This window comes from Bacteroides sedimenti, assembly GCF_040365225.1.
Classification (GTDB): Bacteria; Bacteroidota; Bacteroidia; order Bacteroidales; family Bacteroidaceae; genus Bacteroides; species Bacteroides sedimenti.
This window is the reverse complement of record NZ_AP028055.1, coordinates 1,594,206-1,612,247: the sequence shown is the minus strand read 5'-3', so window position 1 is coordinate 1,612,247 and position 18,042 is coordinate 1,594,206. Positions and strand designations below refer to the sequence as shown.

Here is an 18,042-nt window from a genome sequence, read left to right as displayed (position 1 = left end):
CCAGATTACTCTGGCTTTGCGCTTTCAGGATTGATATTCTAAAAATTACCCACAGCGGCATCCCACCAGAGTCGAGTACCCTGTTTGTCTGGTCCGCCTAAAGCCGGTATACCTGTTTTATCTACATCTGCTTGTACGCTTGGTTGACCTGTTCCCGGGAATGGAATACGACGGATTATATCGCCTGCAGCGATTGACCCATCTCCTTCATCACGCAATACAGGGAATATTTTGGGATATCCAGTTCTTCTTAAATCAGTCCATGCTTCAAATGAATACGGGAAATTGGCAATGTATTTTTGTGTGATGATCTTTTCCAATTTGGTCTCTTTGTCTTCACCTTCATTCCATTTTACACCGATCTTTGTTAGGCTAGGTCTGTTATAGCGGGGATTCCAGGGATCTTCGTATGTAAAATCAGTTGCTTTATCCTGTGCCATATATTGTTGCTGTACATTTTGATAAATATCATTAAACGCCTCACCAACAAAAGCATCTTTTATGCCTTGTTCATAGAAACTCTGAGCCGAGCCTCCCATGTTCCATCCTCTCAAAGCTCCTTCAGCTCTTAGGAATAGCACTTCTGCATACTTCATAATATAAAGAGGAGTTGTGCTGATGTTTAGTTCATTTACTCTTGAATAAGCAACTCTGAAATTTGCTTCGTAGTTTTGCCCTTCCAGCATCAATATTCCGGAACGAAGCCCAACGATTTTAGATTCTTTTTCCAGGAATTTATTATCATCGTTTTTATTATAAATCCGATCTGTGTTTTTATCAAAAATAAAAGCCAGATATGGATGGTTCAGACTCTTCATAATACTCTCGAGAGATGCGTTTAATCGTGTGTCGTTCCATATGTTGGAAATCGTTGCGAGGGGATGACTAAAACCAAACGTCAATGGATCGAGTTTTGCCTGAGCCTCATTTGAGTCTATCACTCCGGATTGTACAGCCTCCTCTGCCCATTTTTTTGCCAGTTTGCTGTCAATCTTCACAATATGCATCGCCATACGTAGTTTTAGAGAGTTTGCCAACTTTTTCCAGTTTTTAATATCCCTGTTCTCAAAACTTGTTATTAAGTCATTGGTTTGCAATATCCCTTTAACTGCTTCCTGATACCAGGAAGGCTGAGATTCAAAATGGTCGATGCATGCAACGATGGTATCTAAATTATTAACGATTGTTTTATAAATTGACTCTACTGAGTTATAGGTAAAAGGTGCAGTTTGCTTATTCGCTTTATAATCTGCATAAGGGAATGGCCCGTAAATGTCTGTCATTTCTTGAGAGCTATAACTGTAAATCAAGAGTGCGAATGCTTTGATTTCGGGAATAGAATCAATTTGCGGATGATTCAATATTGGCACAATTGAATTTTTTATAGATATAAAAGATCCGGCAGCACCTCCGTTAAAATTATCGAAATTATAATAAGTAGAAGGCATACGTCCGCCAAACCGTTGTGGTAGACACATATATCCAGCATAGTTATCAATTTCAAGGCTGAATTGGAATTGGTATTGGTGAGGACCAGGTATATTACCGTCTTTACCTCCTCTCATAGCAAACTGAGCCGTGTTAAGCTGTCCTAGAAGCGCGATTTTTTCCATTTCCGCCAATGCAGATTGTAATCCGGCCTGAGTTTTAGCAGGGTGTTTATAATTAATAGTATCAGCTTTACCTACATATACCACTGAACTTCCCTCTTTGCTGCTTGAAGTTAATTCAGAACCAGGTAGGTCGTCCTGAAAAAGACAGGATGATAATCCGAGTGTTAGGGCGGAGGAAATCAGTATAAGATTTATTTTTCTTTTCATTGTATTTGAATTTTAGTCAATTAAAACGAGAGTGTTGCAGAGAATCCTAACGAACGGGTTGTAGGCAGATTAAATATGTCCACGCTTCCCAAACTGTTTTGGGTAGATAAAGACGTTTCTGGATCCATTGGGGCTTTGTTGTACAAGAAGAATAAGTTTCGGCCGATTAACGAAAGCGATAAACTCTTAATGGGACCGAAAACTTTCTTGAACGTATATCCCAGCGACATCTCTCTCAAACGGAAATTGGTGGCATCGTATACGTATTGTGTTGCAACAATATCACCGCCAATTGTTTGGTAATATAATTCGATAGGAGTTATTTGTCCGTCAGCAAGTTTCATTGCTGGATATGTATCCCCATCGATGTTTGTATAGGTTAGCCCGCTTTTTGCTTGTAGATTTCTGGCTTCACCGGTGCGTTTTGACAGGCCAAGATAATCTAACTTAGCTTCGGTAAATGAAACTGCTTTTCCTCCGATCTTTCCATCAATTAAGAAATAGAGTGAGAAATTTTTATAGGTAAAAGTGTTATTCCAACCTAATTGAAACTTTGGATTCATGTTCCCAACATAAGTGCTGTACTTAATCGGATTAAGAATGGGTTTACCATCAGCTTCAGTTAGTTTTATTTTACCGTTTTCATCTCTCAAAAAGTCGGTTGCATACATATCTCCATATTGTCCTCCCTTTTTATAGCGGAGTTGGTATTTGCGTGTAAAGTCAAGATACTGAGGAATAAGTCCTTCTTTGCCATCTTCATCAATGTATGTTTTAAGTATCTTGTTTGCATTGTATGAGAAGTTTACACCTGTTTTCCACAAAAAGTTTTTAGTAATATTCATTGCATATGAGAGTGTAGTCTCAATTCCTCTGTTTCTTATAACCCCAGTGTTAACTGGTTTGGAATATCCTCCTTCATCTATAATCAGGTAAGCTCTGTCCAATAATGTGTTGTAAAAAGTTAAATCCCAGTTCAACGCATTAGAGAAGAATGAAGCATCGAATCCGGCCTCAAACGAGCGCGATACTTCCGGAACCGGATTTTTAAAGTAAGAGTAAGGAGAAGGGATAGTGGATCCGGTAATTGGGTTCACACCGACTTCTGCAAATATCAGGTTTGGAATGGAGTTCCCTACCTCACTGTATGAGGTGCGTAACTTTAGATAAGTGATAAACTGAGGCATTTTAACAAGATTATGTACTAATGCGTTTGCTCCAAAAGAATAATAACCGTAGTTATCCGGCACACCTCTGTCCTTGAATTGTGCGAAGGCTCGGTACCAGTCCTGACGGTAACTTCCCTCAAGATAAATTGCATCTTTATATCCCACCTGTCCGGTGATGAACAGACCTTGATCCCAGTTGGAAGTTTTGTTGTATGTACGCGAAGAACCTGAGCCGGCGCGTGGATCAAAAATATTTATTGTATGTAGTTCGTTTTTCATTAAATAGTCATACATCATAGCCTGTTCATACATGCTTTGTGATTCTGTTTTTATTCTGTGTGCAGTAGCCCCGCTGGTAGCTGAAACTGAGAAATCTTTGAAAGAATTGTTATAACTTAACATTCCATCCAGATAGAATTCGTTGGAGTTGGTGAGCCATTGACCATATATTCCTCTATCCATCATAGTGACTTCATTATAAGTTGTAGCTGCACGTTGATCTGTAGTTTCACTTCTTGAGCGATCCATACTGAATCTTCCCTGAGCATTCAGTCCTTTGATTATTTCGTAGTTGCCGGAAATATATCCATAAGCACGGTCTTGCTTATCAATTTTCGAAAGCATATTCATAATCCAATAAGGATTATTATTTTTTGCATCATTGATTAACCAGTTTTGTTTGGTTCCTTTTAGTTCTGTTTTTTTGTCTGTGACTAGTTTAAAACTTCCGTCTGGTTGTTTTTCATAATATGTATAGCTGTTTGACATCCATTTGGCGTTTTCAATTCTATAATTGTTTTTGTAATAGCTCATGTCTGCATTTCTTGGAGCTGTATATGCATGAAAAATTGGATTGAGCACTTCACCTCCACCAGGCCTGTTTTTTGTTTGCTGATTCACATAGTTCAATGCAAGGTCAATATTTAATTTTTTGTTCAGTAAGACATAATTCTGTCTGAAAGTAAATATATGACGACCGAATGTGTTGTTTCTCAACATACCGTTGGCAGTAGTATTGGCATATGAGAAATATGAACGCATTGTGCTTGTTCCACCGCTTAATGATATGGAATTGTTGAATGTATTTCCAGTTCTATAGAAATCATTCAAATCATTTCCCACTTTATTCAATAAGTGTTTTCCGGCTGCAGCGAATGTTTCCAAATCATTGGTTGTCAGATCTGATATCCGTTTTCCCCAACTATCACTTCCTTTTTTATTTAACCCATATTCATTCTGAAATTCAGGAAGAATCATTGGTCTTTCAAAAGTTGCATTCGAGGTCACATTGATATTCATAGTTCCCTCTTTCCCTTTTTTGGTTGTAACCATTATTACCCCATTTGCAGCTGCACTACCATATAAGGCAGCTGCATTAGCCCCCTTTAGAATGTTGATGTTTTCAATGTCATCGGGATTAATGGATGAAAGGGCATCTGACCCTTCTGTATTGTTGCCATAATCCAACGAAGCATTAAAACCTTGCTGCCCTTTTACATTATTACTCATAGGAATTCCATCTACTACAATAAGCGGACTGTTGTTTCCAATGATTGATCTGCTACCACGAAGCAAAATCTTGGAAGCACCACCTGCACCACCCACATTAGGTGTAATGCTTAGCCCTGCAGCTTTTCCTTGTAGCGAGTTGATGAAGTTGGCATCCTGAACGCGCATCAGCTCTTCGTTATCCATTTTTTGTGTGGCATACGTAAGTGATTTGGCTTTTCGTTGAATACCCATGGCGGTTACCACCACTTCTTCAACTTTCTGAAAATTTTCGCGCAGAGTTACAGCCAGAAAAGAGTTTGTACCAACTTTTACCTTCTGTTGTTCATAACCAATAAAGGATACGCGTACCATATCGTTCTCTTTCACATCAATGGAAAAATCTCCGTTCGTATCAGTTATTGTTCCGTTTGATGAACCTTCAACGAGTACATTTGCTCCGATAATAGGTTCGCCCTGTTCATCTTTTACCTTTCCTGTGATTTTTCTAGTCGAGGAGGTTTTTCCTGGCCGACTGTTGTTCTCTTGATTTTCTGACAGAAAAAGCACAATGTGTTTATCATTAACCTTATATTTGACATTCTCTCCGGCAAATATGATTGAAAGAATCTCAGTAACTTCTTTGTCTTTTACCCGAATAGTAGTCTTACGGTTTACGTTTACCGAATTTAGGTTGTAAGTGAAATAGTACTTGCTTTTTGATTCGATAGATGATAAAACTTCCTTTACAGAAACATTTTTCATATCCAGAGATATGCGCGTCTTAGGAGAATCATTTTTTTGAGCCAAACATGGCTGAGATAAGATTGATAGCAGCAAGAGAACTATATATGCCATCAATTTCAGTTTTTTTTGGTTTGTTCTTCCTTGCTCTGAAGGCAGGGGTGTCTTGGTTTTGTTAAAATTCATATGTTTATATATTAGATAAATTAAAGTTAACAGTGTCTTATTTCAGTACTTCTATACTGAAAAAATGGGCGGATTCACATCTTCAATCATGAGATTATCCGTATATGAAAAAATAAAATGTAAATGAAACTTGTTACGGTTTATGGGTGCCTGCTGTAGATATTTACTTTTTTGTTTTCGATCTTATAAGTAAATTCGCGGGTGTCTTTTAACAAGTCAAGTACCTGTTCCAAGGTAGCGTCCTGTTTAAACCGGCAAGTGAAAAGTTTATTGTTTAATTCAGGCGGATGAACTGTAATCTGTACATCATACCTTCTTTCCAACGATTTAACAATGGTTCTAAGAGATTCTTCCACGAAGGCCAGTTCACCTTGTCGCCAGCTATCAGACTCTTCAGAGCTTACATTCGTTTGCAATTTAAAGCCTTTATCTAACGTATAAAGAACTTTATCGCTGGGATGAAGAATTATTTTTCTGTTCTTTTCAGGATCTGAAACCTCCACTTTGCCTTCTTTTAGGAAGACAGATGAAATTTCTCCTAGATAAGCCTTCACATTAAACTTCGTTCCGAGAACTTTAACATCCAGACTGGTATTGTGTACAATGAAAGGATGTTTATGGTCTTTTGTCACTTCAAAATATCCTTCACCTTGTAACGTAACCTCTCGTTTATTACCTCCAAAACTGGCAGGGTAAGTGAGCTTACTATCCGAGTTGAGCCAAACACGAGTGCCATCGCAAAGAGTGAGAGCAACTCGTTGGCCGCGAGGAACTTCGATTGTGTTTAATTTTTCGTTTTGATTGGTCGTTATTCGGTAGAGGTTTAACGAGAGAAGAACTACAATCAATATTGCAGCAGCATATTTACTCAATGAAACAATTCGACGAAGTGGTGAAATTTTTAGGTTGACAGCTTTGCGGTACTCTTTTCCTGAAATGTTTTCTTCTTGTAGGTTGTTTTCTCGGGTATCACTTTCTGAAATTGTATCTTCATGATCCATCTTCAATTCAGTTGTTCCGGATATTCTATATATTGGCTTAGTCTCATGCTGTGCTTTCTCTTTATTCTCCAATTCGTTCATAAATCGGTTGAAGGCAATCTCAATCTCTTTTTTATCAGAAAACCGGAATTCATCTTTAAGCGACCACAGCCGTTCAATCTCAAAAAACCAGTCTGCATGAGCTTTGTTTGTTGAAATCCAATCTTGCACTTCCTTTAATTCATCAGATGTACATTGGTGTGAGAGAAATCGTATCAGTAATTGTTCTTCCATTAGTATTTTTTTGCTTTATATATTGAAGACAATTGTGATCATGGTTACTACGTAGTACAAAATGACTTTTTTTATTTTTTAGCGTAAAAAAGTAGAATTAGTAACAATAAATCGTGTAAATCGGTTTTTAGGAAAGTCACAGCATGTCGTATGTGTGTTTCAACTGTACGAAGAGAAATATTCATGATGACGGCTACCTCTTTTTGAGGAAGGTCGTGGAAGAAACATAGACGAAAAGCTTCAGCGCAACGTGGAGGCAGCTTTTTGACAGAGCTTTCCACAACTTCATAAATATCTCGGGTAATCAGGTTTTGCAATGTGTCATTTGAATCGGGACAAGAACTGATTGCCTGAATTCGTTGCTCTGCTATCCTGATGTTTGCTTCGTCTACAATCATCTCATGTTTCAGGTAATTGAGGCATTTGTTTTGTACACATTTAAACAGATAAGAGAGTATGTTGTCGGCATCAATGTTTTCTTTTTGTTCCCAATATGTGGCAAAAATCTCTTGTACAATATCCTTGGCTGTCTCATCGTTCACGAACCTGCATGCCAGTGCCATGAGTTTCGGATAAAAGAACTCAAAAAAGTTTTTGAATGCATTAAGGTCCCCGGCTTTCACCTGAGACATGTTCAATAGATCGTTCACGGTTAGTTGGTTGTAATGTTAGTCGGTGCTTTAAATAATATTTCCTGGCATGTACTTTTTCTCTGATGTGACTTTCAGCGGGAAAATCAGCGGCAAAGATAATATTTTTTTATGAATAGATACTTTTAAATGAATTTATATGGTAGAAGTAACAATCAGATTTCTTTAGGCAAATGTTATTAATTAATTTCGGAATATAACTGTTGACATGCATATTTGTTTTATAGTGAATCATTCTTTGATTATTATTTTAATCTTTAACAGAAGTTCCCTAAATTTGCGCTAAACTTTGTTTTCTTAACCTAACTGACAAATATATTAACAACATCATGAAAAAAAATCTTTTTGGTTTGCTGGGGCTAAGCACTTCGCTTATTTTTCCGGCAACATCTTTGTTCGCGCAGCAAACTAAACGCCCTAATGTTATTTTTATCTTGGCCGATGATATCGGTTATGGTGACTTGAGCTGTAATGGTGAAAAGACTATCCATACTCCTAACGTGGAGAAGCTGGCTTCTCGTGGAGTTCGTTTTACCGATGCTCATGCAGTGGCTGCCACCAGCACTCCTTCCCGTTACTCTATGCTCACCGGACATTATTCCTGGCGACGTGACGATACCGGCATTGCAGCCGGGAATGCCGGAATGATTATTCGTCCTGAACAGACTACACTCGCCGATATGTTTAAATCGTCCGGATATGCAACCGGTGCAATTGGCAAGTGGCACCTTGGGTTGGGAGATAAGACCGGCACTCAGGACTGGAATGGTTTCATTACACCCGGACTGAAGGATATCGGCTTTGATTATTCCTATATAATGGCTGCCACGGGCGACCGTGTTCCATGCGTTTTTGTGGAGAACCAGCGCGTGGTAAACCTCGACCCGAACGACCCGATTGAGGTAAGCTATGAAAAACCATTCCCCGGCGAACCCTTGGGAAAAGATCATCCGGAGCTGCTGACAGTTCTTAAACCAAGCGTGAACCATGGTCACAATCAGGCTATTGTGAACGGAATCTCTCGTATTGGCTTTATGAAGGGTGGCAAAAGTGCATTATGGAAAGACGAGAACATAGCCGACAGTATTACTAGCAAGGCGATTAGCTTTATTGAAAATAACAAGAACCACCCTTTCTTCCTTTATTTTGCAACGAACGATGCCCATGTTCCCCGCGTTCCTAATCCAAGATTTGTTGGAAAGAGCGGCATGGGAGCTCGTGGAGATGCTATATTAGAGTTCGATTGGAGTGTGGGAGAGATTATGAAGACCCTTGAAAAACTGGGATTAGCCGAGAATACGCTGATTGTTCTGACCAGCGACAATGGTCCGGTAGTGGACGACGGTTATCAGGACAGGGCGGTTGAACTGTTGGGCAAACACCGTCCGTGGGGACCTTACCGCGGTGGTAAGTACAGCAACTTCGAAGCGGGAACACGTATTCCTTTTATTGTAAGCTGGCCGGGAAAGACAAAGACCGGAGTTTCGAATGCATTGGTTTCACAGATTGACCTATTTGCATCTCTATCATCATTGGTAGGACAAAAGAAGAAAGAGGGTGTAGCTCCTGATAGTCAGGATTATCTGAATACTTTCCTGGGAAAAACTAAAAAAGGACGTAAGTATGTCATTGAGCAGGCTGGGGCATTGTCAGTTTCTACCAGCGACTGGAAGTATATCACTCCGAATAACGGTCCTGCTTATAATAAGCTGACCAATACGGAACTGGGCAACAGCAAGGAACCTCAGCTTTATAATTTGAAAACAGACCGTGGCGAGAAGGTGAATGTGGCTGCTCAGAATTTTCAGAAAGTGGAAGAGCTGAAGGTTATCCTGGAAAAGGAAAAGGCGTTGAATCCTAAATATGTGCCTGTAGTCAAATAATGATGAAGAATCTAAATATAGGCATTTAAGATTTCAGTTTTGAAAGAAGAAATTTGAATAATCTCATTTAGCCAACTTTATTCAGCATTAAAGAGCCATTTTCAATCCACATAACAGATTGAAAATGGCTCTTTTTATTTTGGATGTTACAACTATAATTCATTTAAATTGTAGTATGCTTATAAATCCCCCAAGATGGTTAGAATTTAAAGAGTTGGGCCTGATGCCATCTCCAATACCCAGCTACAACTATCAGTCAGCTTCACTTTTGAATCGGTGGAGCGTACTTCAATCAAATTCTCCCCGGGATTTAACTTTATATCTTTCCAACAAATAGTAGCGTAATTATCGGGCGATTTTTTTCCCATACTTTTCCCGTTGACAAACAGTTCGACTCCCGAAACATTGGTAAATACCATGACGTCCGTTAAACTTCTGTGTCGGTTGGTGTTTCTTTTATTGCAGAGATACAGAGTCTTAGCCTCTTTGTTCCAATTGGCCTTATAGAAGTAGAATGCATCTTTCCGCACTTTACGATCAAAGGTTACAAGTCCCTTATCATTTCTTCCCGGTTTGTCACCTTCAGTACGGTGAGCAGCTCCGAAATCGAACATGTTCCAGACGAACGAGCCCCAGATGAACGGACGCTCCGCAATTACTTTCCAGTTTTCCATGTGGTAGAAAGTCTGCCAGTTTTCAGGATGCCACCAGCTGTTGGGAACGGTTTTCGTTAACGTATCCTGCTGATGGTAGATACTTGCACCTGCTCCATATTCGCTTATACCTATTTTCTGGTCAGGGAAAGATTTATGTCTATTGTCCAACCAATCTCCCAGGTTTTTGGGCATTCCTCCGTACCATCCGTCGTAGCGGTTCCAGGCAATCAGGTCCGTTATCAGGTTCAAGTTTCCTTCCTGATTGCTGGCGGCCGTAGTTGGTCGGGTAGGGTCTTCACTGTGTGCCAGTGCGTTCAGTTCCTTCACATATTCCACCGGATTGTCTCCCTGCTCTTTCAGCTCGTTGAACATTCCCCAGCAGCATACCGAAGGATGATTGTAGTTCTGACGAATCATCTCTTTCAGCTGCTCTTTTCCGTTCTCTTTGAATGCAGGCTGATCAACAAAGCCTTTGTCATTGTATCCTCCGGGACCAACAAAAGGAATTTCTGACCATATAATAAATCCGTTGCGATCCAGTAAATCATACAGGTAAGTTGCATGTGGATAATGTGACAGCCGGATGGCATTAACACCCATCTCGCGCATAATTGCCACATCCTCGTCATGGTCTTCCTTGTGCAGCGCATTACCTATCTCGCTTCTGTCCTGATGACGACAAACACCATGTAATTTCAGCTGTTCTCCGTTCAGGAAAAAGCCCTTTTGCGGGTCGACATGGAAATAACGAAGCCCCAATGGCTGATTCACTTTGTCTATCTCTCTGTTATTCTGAATTAATGATATCTCGGCCCGATACATAAACGGGTCTTTCATTCCGTTCCAGAGGTGAGGGCGGGAGATGATAAACGGTATCTCTTCCGTTAGTTGAGAATTACCTTTCAGATTCACAGTCCGAACCTCCTTTCTTATCACTTTGTTGCCATCCCATATCTGGAGCAAAATTTCAGCTGATTCATCCTGCACCGATCCGTTGGACAAAATTATCTTCGCCTTTACCTTTGCCTCTTTGTTGCTCACAGACTCCTGAATGAGGTAAACGCCTGGCGAAGCGTAATCCAATGGTGAAATACATACCGGGTCTGTTATCAAGAGATGGACATCCCGGTAAATTCCTCCGTAAAAATTGAAGTCGCCCACCAGTGGCATCACATCAAGCTGTTCGGCATTATTAACACGTACCAGGATTGTATTCTCTTTGCCATAGTTAACCCTATCGGTAATTTCAAAAACAAAGGCGCTATATCCCCCGCGATGTTCGCCAATATGTTTTCCGTTTACTAGCACGTTAGCAATGGTGTTTACACCTTCGAAGCGGAGAAACAGACGTTTGCCTTTCCATTCGGGGTTGACGAACAATTTCTTTTCGTAGTTTCCGATGCCCCGTTTATAGTCAAGCTTTCCTGACAATGCATCAACAGTGTTCCAGGTATGAGGGAGATCAACCCGTTGTCCTTTAAAATCGCTAACGTTGTGTGAAAAGCGGAATGACCAGTTGTCATTTAATAATAAATCTATCCGTGATCCGGATGCCGACAAGGAAAAGACCAATGTTGTCAGGCATAAAAGGTAGAATTTGCGCATTTTTTAGTATTATTACTTTATAATTGATTTTATTTTCTGAATGAGTTGTGCAAAGTGTTCAAGAAGCGCCGGTTTTACTTTGCCTGCTATATTATGATTTTCAGCTGCATCTTTTTTATGGTCGAAAAGCATGCAATCTTTTTTCTTTCCTTTTGCCCATTCAGCATAGCTGTATTGGTTATCCACAATGTTGTCTCCACCTTCCCACTGAATGTAAACATGCTCTTTGATTTTGCTTTTCGGATTGTTTAGAATGGGAACAAAGCTTTTTCCATCCAGCTGTTTTTCTGGTAGCGGCAATGCACATAGTTCGCAAAGAGTAGGGTATAAGTCTACAAACTCTACCATACTTTTTGTCTTGCCGGTTTTTGCGCCGGGGGCGCGCACGATGAGTGGCACGTGTGTAGCGCAATCCATCAGATTATGTTTCCCCCAGAAAGTATGCTCACCCAAATTCCAACCGTGGTCGCCTATAAGTACCACGATGGTATTCTCCCTCAAACCGAGTTCGTCCAATGCCTGCAATATCAATCCTATTTGGGCGTCCACATAACTGACGCTTGCGTAGTATCCATGTTTTGCTTCCCGCTGAAAGGCCTCTTCATTTGTATCTTTTACACGAGCATAACTGAAAATTTCCTGTGAAGGCTTAACTTGTCCAGGTAAATCAGTTGGGCGATAGGGGTTAGTGGCTAAAGGAATTTTATTCCGGTCGTACATATCCCAGTATTTTCTCGGTGCATTGAACGGAAGATGGGGTCTCCAGAAACCGCAAGCCAGAAAGAAAGGCTTTCCCGTCATCTTTAATCTTTTTAAGTCGGCAATGGTGCGCAACGCTCCCTTTCCGTCATCATAAGCCGAATCGGGTACATTAGCCCATTCACAAAAAGGTCCACGCATGGTTTTTGGATTAATGGTGTGTCCTGATTCGGAATTCATCCATACTTCCCATTTGTTGTAGTCAGCCCAGTCCTTTCCATATCCTTCCGGATGCACCCGCCAAGGATACTCGCTCCAGCTATCGGCATGGTCTGCAATGTTGTGAAACACCTTCCCATTTGATACGGTATAATAATCATGCATGGTGAACCATTGAGAAACAGGGATGGCTTCGGGACAATCCTTGCTGGCCGACGCGTCAAACTGCACAAAGCGGTTGGGGTAATGCGGATACATTCCAGTTAATAAACTAGCCCGGGAAGCCCCGCTTACAGGAATATTACAGTAGGCGTTTTGAAAGAGGATACCGCTTGCTGCTAGGCGGTCAATGTTGGGAGTCTTTATCTCTTTTACTCCATAGCAACCTAATTCTGGTCTTAAATCATCTGCTATCAGGAAGAGAACATTCGGTTTTTGTTTTGCCTGGAGAATTGGAGATATGCAGCACATCAGTCCAGGCAGCATTATATTGCTTAATTTCATCATTTTTTATAATCGAGCTTTTGAAAGTTCAAAACTACAATTAATCTTCTAAACACGCAATAACGCAGATTTTTTTCTGACTGAATATATATACTAGATCATACAAATCAAGAGTGATTACTTCTTTAACTAAATACAACTTGTCAGATTGGAAAGTAAGCAGTAATTTTGAAACATCATTAATTAAACCAGTTCAACCTGATATTGCCGTTTAAAAAACATACTGAATTAAGATGAATAATGTAAAAGAACAAAATTTAAACAGGTACCGCTGATTTTTAGAATTAAATATCAATAAAAAATAACAGACAATGAAACAAAACCGGATTCACATTTTGATTTTGCTGCTTGCGTTGTTGTGTGGCAGCAGGGAAGTAGCTGCCCAGCTGAATATTACTCCAAAGCCCCAGTTTACTGAGCTTCAAAAGGGCGCCTTTACTCTGGATAAAAAGACAGTGCTTTATACCAACCTGAAAGGTGAGGAGAAAGGAAATATGCTTAGTTTGCTTCAGGAGTCTCCTCTGAAACTTTCTTCTGCAAAGAAAGTCAATAAGAAAAACTCGATAAACCTGCTATTGGTGAATGATTCGACAAGCTACTCTTCACCTGAAAGTTACCAGCTATTGGTTACCCCCAAACAAATCACAATTTCGGCTAAGAACGGAGCAGGATTGTTTTACGGTGTTCAGTCACTTCTGCAGCTGATTAATCAGAACGAGGGTTCCAGCATAAAAAGCATTCCTGCATTGCAAATTAAAGATGAGCCCCGATTGACTTACCGAGGACTTCATCTGGATGTTTCCCGTCACTTCTTTACCAAGGAGTTTATAAAGAAGCAGCTCGACATGATGGCTTATTATAAACTGAATCGTTTTCACTGGCATCTGACCGACGGTGCAGGATGGCGTATTGAGATTAAGAAGTATCCGTTGCTGACCGATGTCACTGCCTGGAGACCATACAACACTTGGAAAGAGTGGTGGAAGAACGGACGCAAATATTGCACCAAAGACAACCCGAAAGCACAAGGTGGATTTTATACGCAGGAAGATATCAAAGATGTTGTGGCTTACGCACAGAAACGCTATATTACCGTGATTCCGGAAATTGAAATGCCGGGGCATTCCGAAGAGGTTTTGGCTGTATATCCTCAGCTCTCCTGTTCAGGCAAGCCTTATGTAAACTCTGATTTCTGTATAGGGAACGATAGTACCTTTACCTTCCTGCAGGATGTGCTTACCGAGGTGATGGACCTTTTTCCATCTAAGTATATTCACATTGGTGGTGACGAAGCCGGGAAAAGTGGATGGAAAACCTGTCCCAAGTGTCAGGCAAGGATGCAGAATGAAAATCTGAAAGATGTGGACCATTTACAAAGTTACCTCATTCACCGTATTGAAAATTTCCTGAATGCACATGGCAGAAAACTACTTGGTTGGGATGAAATTCTTCAAGGAGGTCTGGCTCCCGATGCTACCGTTATGTCGTGGCGTGGGGAAGAAGGCGGAATTGCATCTGCCAAAGCCGGTCATCAGGCAATTATGACTCCTGGGGCCTATTGCTATTTCGATGCTTATCAGGATGCCCCCAACTCAGAACCCGAGGCTATAGGCGGATTTTTACCGCTGCAAAAAGTCTATTCCTATAATCCGGTACCCGATTCGCTCACAGCCGAACAGAAAAAGCTGATTATGGGTGTGCAGGCAAATCTATGGACAGAATATGTCCCTACCCCCGAGCATGCTGAATATATGATTTATCCTCGTTTGTTGGCACTGGCCGAGGTAGGATGGACGGCTCCGGAAAATAAATCTTATCCTGAATTCCGTCAACGTGCCCTGAAGGCTGTAGATTTTCTGGAAAGTCGTGGTTATCATCCGTTCCAGCTAAAAAATGAAGTGGGTGAAAGACCGGCCAGTCTGGTGAAAGAAAATCATCTGGCAGTAGGCAAAAAGATTACTTACAAGGAACCATACTATCCCGGTTATACAGCTGGAGGCGATTCTGCACTGGTTAACGGCTGGAGAGGTGGTTGGACTTATGGCGATCGTCGCTGGCAGGGAATTATAAACCACAATCTTGATGTGGTGATTGACCTAGGCGCTACTATGCCGGTTAAATCTATCAGTGCCACTTTTATGCAGCTGATTGGTCCGGGAGTATGGATGCCTCATGATGTGGAGATCAAGGTTTCCGAAGATGGCGTTAACTTTACTACTTTGAAGCAGATAGCCAATGAGGTACCCGAAGATTACGAACGACTTGCATTGCGCGACTTTGGTTGGGAAGGCAGTACAACAGCACGTTATGTGGAATACATTGCTCGTCCAAACAGCAAAAAGGGTTTCTTGTTTGTGGATGAAATCATTGTGAAATAATTGATTCGGGTTGCTTATTTAGGTAGCCTCTCAGAATAAACAAAAAGGAATGGAGAATAGTCCGGCAGGGCTCGTTCTTCATTCCTTTTTTTTATGGATTATGTTTAGAATATTAAGCAAATTATAAGACTATGATTAATCAAATCAACGCGTAAGATCCAATAAATACTTACTGCTTTGTCCTGAAAGATGTTGAACTAAAATATAGAAAAAAGTTACTCTAGCCTGGTATATCCTTTTTCTTATTATAAATTCTTTACCTATAGATGACTTAACTCTCCTCAATAATCCAATTATTTTTTCTTTTCTTTTTTCAGGAACGACTAACTTGTCTCTGAAAAAACCGCTATCTTTATGACCCGAAATAAATAAAAACTGTATGAACTGCTTGAAATTTCTGGAACTTCAGGAAGAAGACCTTCCGTTTGTGAAAGATATATATGATTACTATACCCTCAATACAACTGTGGTATATTCTACAGAACCTGTTCCAATGGAAGATATCAAAGGATTTGTTCCTGTAGGTGATCCTTTATACCGCTCATTCATGCTTATTACACCCGAAGGCGAGAAGTGCGGTTTTTGCTATTTCAACAAGTTTAAGCCCCGTGCAGCATTCAGCGTTTCAGTAGAAATTACAATCTATCTAAAGCCCGGATTTGAAGGAAGGGGATATGGATCGGAAGCTTTACTCCGGCTGGAAGAATATGTACGTAATGGAGGATTCGCCAATATCGTGGCCTTGATATCGGGCGATAACATGGTTAGCCGCCATCTGTTTGAAAAATGCGGCTATACTTGTTGCGGAAACATCAGGAATGCGGCCCGAAAGTTCGACCGCTTCTTAGATCTTATGTTTTATCAAAAATTGCTTTAGCAGAGTTGGCTCAACTCTTTTTTTAATATGTTAACTAAAATGATAAAAGAAAATTGTGGTATTTTCTTTTATCATTTTGATTTCGGTACGTATTTAAGGCATAGCTTTTATTAAAATCAATCTGGGCATACCGTATTGAAACTCGCGTATATAAATCTAATCCTTCAAAAATTCAACGTCGGCTACGATTTTTACCTTTTCACTAATCATTGCTTCAGGAAATTTAGGACCGATACCAAAATTAGCGCGATTAACAGTTCCGGTGATTTTAAATCCGAAACTTTTCTGTTGATTTGTCGGATTGACAGCTTCGCCAAAGTAAACAACATTCAACGTAACAAATCTGGTAACCCCGTGCATTGTCAGATTACCCATTAATTTATAATTCTTATCAGTCACCTTTTTGTGAGCTGTACTTACAAAAGTAATCTCTGGATACTTCTCCACATCAAAGAAATCGGCACTTTTAAGATGATGATCTCTCGCCTCAATATCCGTGTTAATACTGGCTGCTTTGGCTGTGACTTCAACTTTCAAGTCGCTTAAATCTTTCTTTGTTGCTTTCACTTTGACGTTGAAATCTGTAAAACGGCCACTGACTTCAGAGATGGTCATGTGTTTTACAACGAATCCTAGGCGAGAATGAGCCGGATCGTTCTTCCACGATTGCTGTGCAAAGCTTTCTAAAGTAAAAGCTGTCATCAATATCAATGCAAAAAATAACTTTTTCATATCTTACTTTTTTATGGTTTATAATTGTATTTAAAACACCTCCGAGGATGAATGGTTCATTTTGAATGTTCGCCCTGGAAAGCAGAATAAGATCTTATAACTAATCAACAAACCAATAAAGCTTTCCATTCGAAATAGTCTTAGTCCAGACCTCTTAAAAGTCTTTTTAGACGAAGTTGGCAGGTCGGTTAAAGTTTCTAAGTTATAAAACAAGATGCAGGAGATAATTGTTAATATAAGGATTAAAAATATGAAGAAATGAAGTACTATATTAGTAAAATTTTGAATGTAAGTTTTGAGGAAGCACAGAGTAAAGTTGTTGAATCATTAAAAAATGAAGGCTTTGGTGTTTTGTCTGAAATCAATATTCATGATAAACTGAAAGAGAAACTAAATATTGATTTCAGAAGATACAAGATTCTGGGGGCGTGCAATCCTGCATTTGCCTACAAGGCACTGCAGGTTGAGGATAAAATTGGAACAATGCTTCCCTGTAATGTAATTATCCAGGAATTGGCCATTGATAAAATAGAGGTTGCAGCTGTTGATCCGGTAGCTTCTATGCTGGCTATCGAAAATCCGGAATTGGAGAAAATTGCTGCAAATGTACAAGAAAAGCTCAAACATGCTGTTTCATCCTTGTAGTGAACCGGTTTTAATTAAATGTATAGTGTCTCTTTCTGAGAGACGAATTAAAACTATGGTGGATATAAATCGATTTAAAGTTGTTGCTAATTAAAAGTGTGTATATTATGAAAGCAAATTTTATTTATTCATTAGTTATTGCCCTCGGATTATTTTTTGCAGGTTCCTCCTTTAATGTTGTCTATAGCCAGAAACCTCATAAATCTGCAGAAAAGGCTACTCCTGCTAAGGAGTGTGTGGTGAAGTATACATGCGTTATGCATCCTAAAGTTATGATGGATAAGCCGGGTAAATGTCCGCAATGCGGGATGAAGTTGGTTGAGAAAAAAGTGGCAGTTAAGAAAGAAGCTCCCAAAAAGATAAAGAGTACCAAACCTGAGAAGGGACATAAAGGGTATATGCCCGGTCCGCTTCCACATTCAAAATAAATGTGATGAAGAACCGTATTCCTGAGAAGGGATAAGGGTTTTGTTGCCAATGAAATAAGCTTCCATAGGTACTTAATTATCCTGG

General features: G+C 40.0%; 12 protein-coding genes. 5 read left to right on the top strand and 7 right to left on the bottom strand.

Annotated features, from left to right (window positions below; genetic code table 11):
• Positions 1 to 38: 38 nt before the first annotated feature.
• From ABWU87_RS06555 to ABWU87_RS06540, 4 genes are all read right to left on the bottom strand, one after another.
• Positions 39 to 1,820: a SusD/RagB family nutrient-binding outer membrane lipoprotein gene (locus ABWU87_RS06555; protein ID WP_353334188.1), complete on the bottom strand. Its 1,782-nt coding sequence runs from the start codon at positions 1,818 to 1,820 to the stop codon at positions 39 to 41.
• A gap of 20 nt (positions 1,821 to 1,840) precedes the next feature.
• Positions 1,841 to 5,407, bottom strand: a complete 3,567-nt coding sequence (locus ABWU87_RS06550) for a SusC/RagA family TonB-linked outer membrane protein (RefSeq protein ID WP_353334187.1) — start codon at positions 5,405 to 5,407, stop codon at positions 1,841 to 1,843.
• 140 nt (positions 5,408 to 5,547) lie between these two features.
• Entirely contained in the window at positions 5,548 to 6,681 is a 1,134-nt protein-coding gene (locus ABWU87_RS06545; protein WP_353334186.1) for a FecR family protein, read from the bottom strand.
• Positions 6,682 to 6,752: 71 nt separating this feature from the next.
• Complete coding sequence (locus ABWU87_RS06540; RefSeq protein ID WP_353334185.1) at positions 6,753 to 7,331, bottom strand: RNA polymerase sigma-70 factor; 579 nt, start codon at positions 7,329 to 7,331, stop codon at positions 6,753 to 6,755.
• Positions 7,332 to 7,660: 329 nt separating this feature from the next.
• Here ABWU87_RS06540 and ABWU87_RS06535 point away from each other — a divergent pair, with 329 nt between their 5' ends.
• Positions 7,661 to 9,214: a sulfatase family protein gene (locus tag ABWU87_RS06535; protein ID WP_353334184.1), complete on the top strand. Its 1,554-nt coding sequence runs from the start codon at positions 7,661 to 7,663 to the stop codon at positions 9,212 to 9,214.
• Between the two features lie 206 nt (positions 9,215 to 9,420).
• Here ABWU87_RS06535 and lacZ4 read toward each other — a convergent pair whose 3' ends face one another.
• Together lacZ4 and ABWU87_RS06525 are read right to left on the bottom strand one after the other, a co-directional pair.
• Positions 9,421 to 11,475: a beta-glucuronidase LacZ4 gene (gene lacZ4 / locus ABWU87_RS06530; RefSeq protein ID WP_353334183.1), complete on the bottom strand. Its 2,055-nt coding sequence runs from the start codon at positions 11,473 to 11,475 to the stop codon at positions 9,421 to 9,423.
• A 12-nt stretch (positions 11,476 to 11,487) separates the two neighbouring features.
• Complete coding sequence (locus ABWU87_RS06525) at positions 11,488 to 12,879, bottom strand: sulfatase (protein ID WP_353334429.1); 1,392 nt, start codon at positions 12,877 to 12,879, stop codon at positions 11,488 to 11,490.
• A gap of 329 nt (positions 12,880 to 13,208) precedes the next feature.
• On the opposite strand from ABWU87_RS06525, the gene ABWU87_RS06520 reads away from it, so the two are divergent.
• Together ABWU87_RS06520 and ABWU87_RS06515 are read left to right on the top strand one after the other, a co-directional pair.
• A complete protein-coding gene (locus ABWU87_RS06520) occupies positions 13,209 to 15,275 on the top strand; it encodes a glycoside hydrolase family 20 protein (protein ID WP_353334182.1) in 2,067 nt (688 codons plus the stop codon).
• 379 nt (positions 15,276 to 15,654) lie between these two features.
• A complete protein-coding gene (locus tag ABWU87_RS06515) occupies positions 15,655 to 16,152 on the top strand; it encodes a GNAT family N-acetyltransferase (RefSeq protein ID WP_353334181.1) in 498 nt (165 codons plus the stop codon).
• A 156-nt stretch (positions 16,153 to 16,308) separates the two neighbouring features.
• On the opposite strand, the gene ABWU87_RS06510 is transcribed toward ABWU87_RS06515, so the two are convergent.
• Positions 16,309 to 16,884: a YceI family protein gene (locus ABWU87_RS06510; RefSeq protein WP_353334180.1), complete on the bottom strand. Its 576-nt coding sequence runs from the start codon at positions 16,882 to 16,884 to the stop codon at positions 16,309 to 16,311.
• A gap of 258 nt (positions 16,885 to 17,142) precedes the next feature.
• Here ABWU87_RS06510 and ABWU87_RS06505 point away from each other — a divergent pair, with 258 nt between their 5' ends.
• Both ABWU87_RS06505 and ABWU87_RS06500 read left to right on the top strand, forming a co-directional pair.
• Positions 17,143 to 17,529 carry a DUF302 domain-containing protein gene (locus ABWU87_RS06505; protein ID WP_353334179.1) on the top strand — a complete coding sequence of 129 codons (387 nt, stop codon included), beginning with the start codon at positions 17,143 to 17,145 and terminating at the stop codon, positions 17,527 to 17,529.
• A 107-nt stretch (positions 17,530 to 17,636) separates the two neighbouring features.
• A complete protein-coding gene (locus tag ABWU87_RS06500; protein ID WP_353334178.1) occupies positions 17,637 to 17,957 on the top strand; it encodes a heavy metal-binding domain-containing protein in 321 nt (106 codons plus the stop codon).
• Positions 17,958 to 18,042: the final 85 nt, after the last annotated feature.

Coding starts and splice junctions, on each gene's coding strand:
- ABWU87_RS06555 (WP_353334188.1), bottom strand. CDS start 1,820: ATGAAAAGAAAAATAAATCTTATACTGATTTCCTCCGCCCTAACACTC.
- ABWU87_RS06550 (WP_353334187.1), bottom strand. CDS start 5,407: ATGAATTTTAACAAAACCAAGACACCCCTGCCTTCAGAGCAAGGAAGA.
- ABWU87_RS06545 (WP_353334186.1), bottom strand. CDS start 6,681: ATGGAAGAACAATTACTGATACGATTTCTCTCACACCAATGTACATCT.
- ABWU87_RS06535 (WP_353334184.1), top strand. CDS start 7,661: ATGAAAAAAAATCTTTTTGGTTTGCTGGGGCTAAGCACTTCGCTTATT.
- lacZ4 (WP_353334183.1), bottom strand. CDS start 11,475: ATGCGCAAATTCTACCTTTTATGCCTGACAACATTGGTCTTTTCCTTG.
- ABWU87_RS06525 (WP_353334429.1), bottom strand. CDS start 12,879: ATGCTGCCTGGACTGATGTGCTGCATATCTCCAATTCTCCAGGCAAAA.
- ABWU87_RS06520 (WP_353334182.1), top strand. CDS start 13,209: ATGAAACAAAACCGGATTCACATTTTGATTTTGCTGCTTGCGTTGTTG.
- ABWU87_RS06515 (WP_353334181.1), top strand. CDS start 15,655: ATGAACTGCTTGAAATTTCTGGAACTTCAGGAAGAAGACCTTCCGTTT.
- ABWU87_RS06510 (WP_353334180.1), bottom strand. CDS start 16,884: ATGAAAAAGTTATTTTTTGCATTGATATTGATGACAGCTTTTACTTTA.
- ABWU87_RS06505 (WP_353334179.1), top strand. CDS start 17,143: ATGAAGTACTATATTAGTAAAATTTTGAATGTAAGTTTTGAGGAAGCA.
- ABWU87_RS06500 (WP_353334178.1), top strand. CDS start 17,637: ATGAAAGCAAATTTTATTTATTCATTAGTTATTGCCCTCGGATTATTT.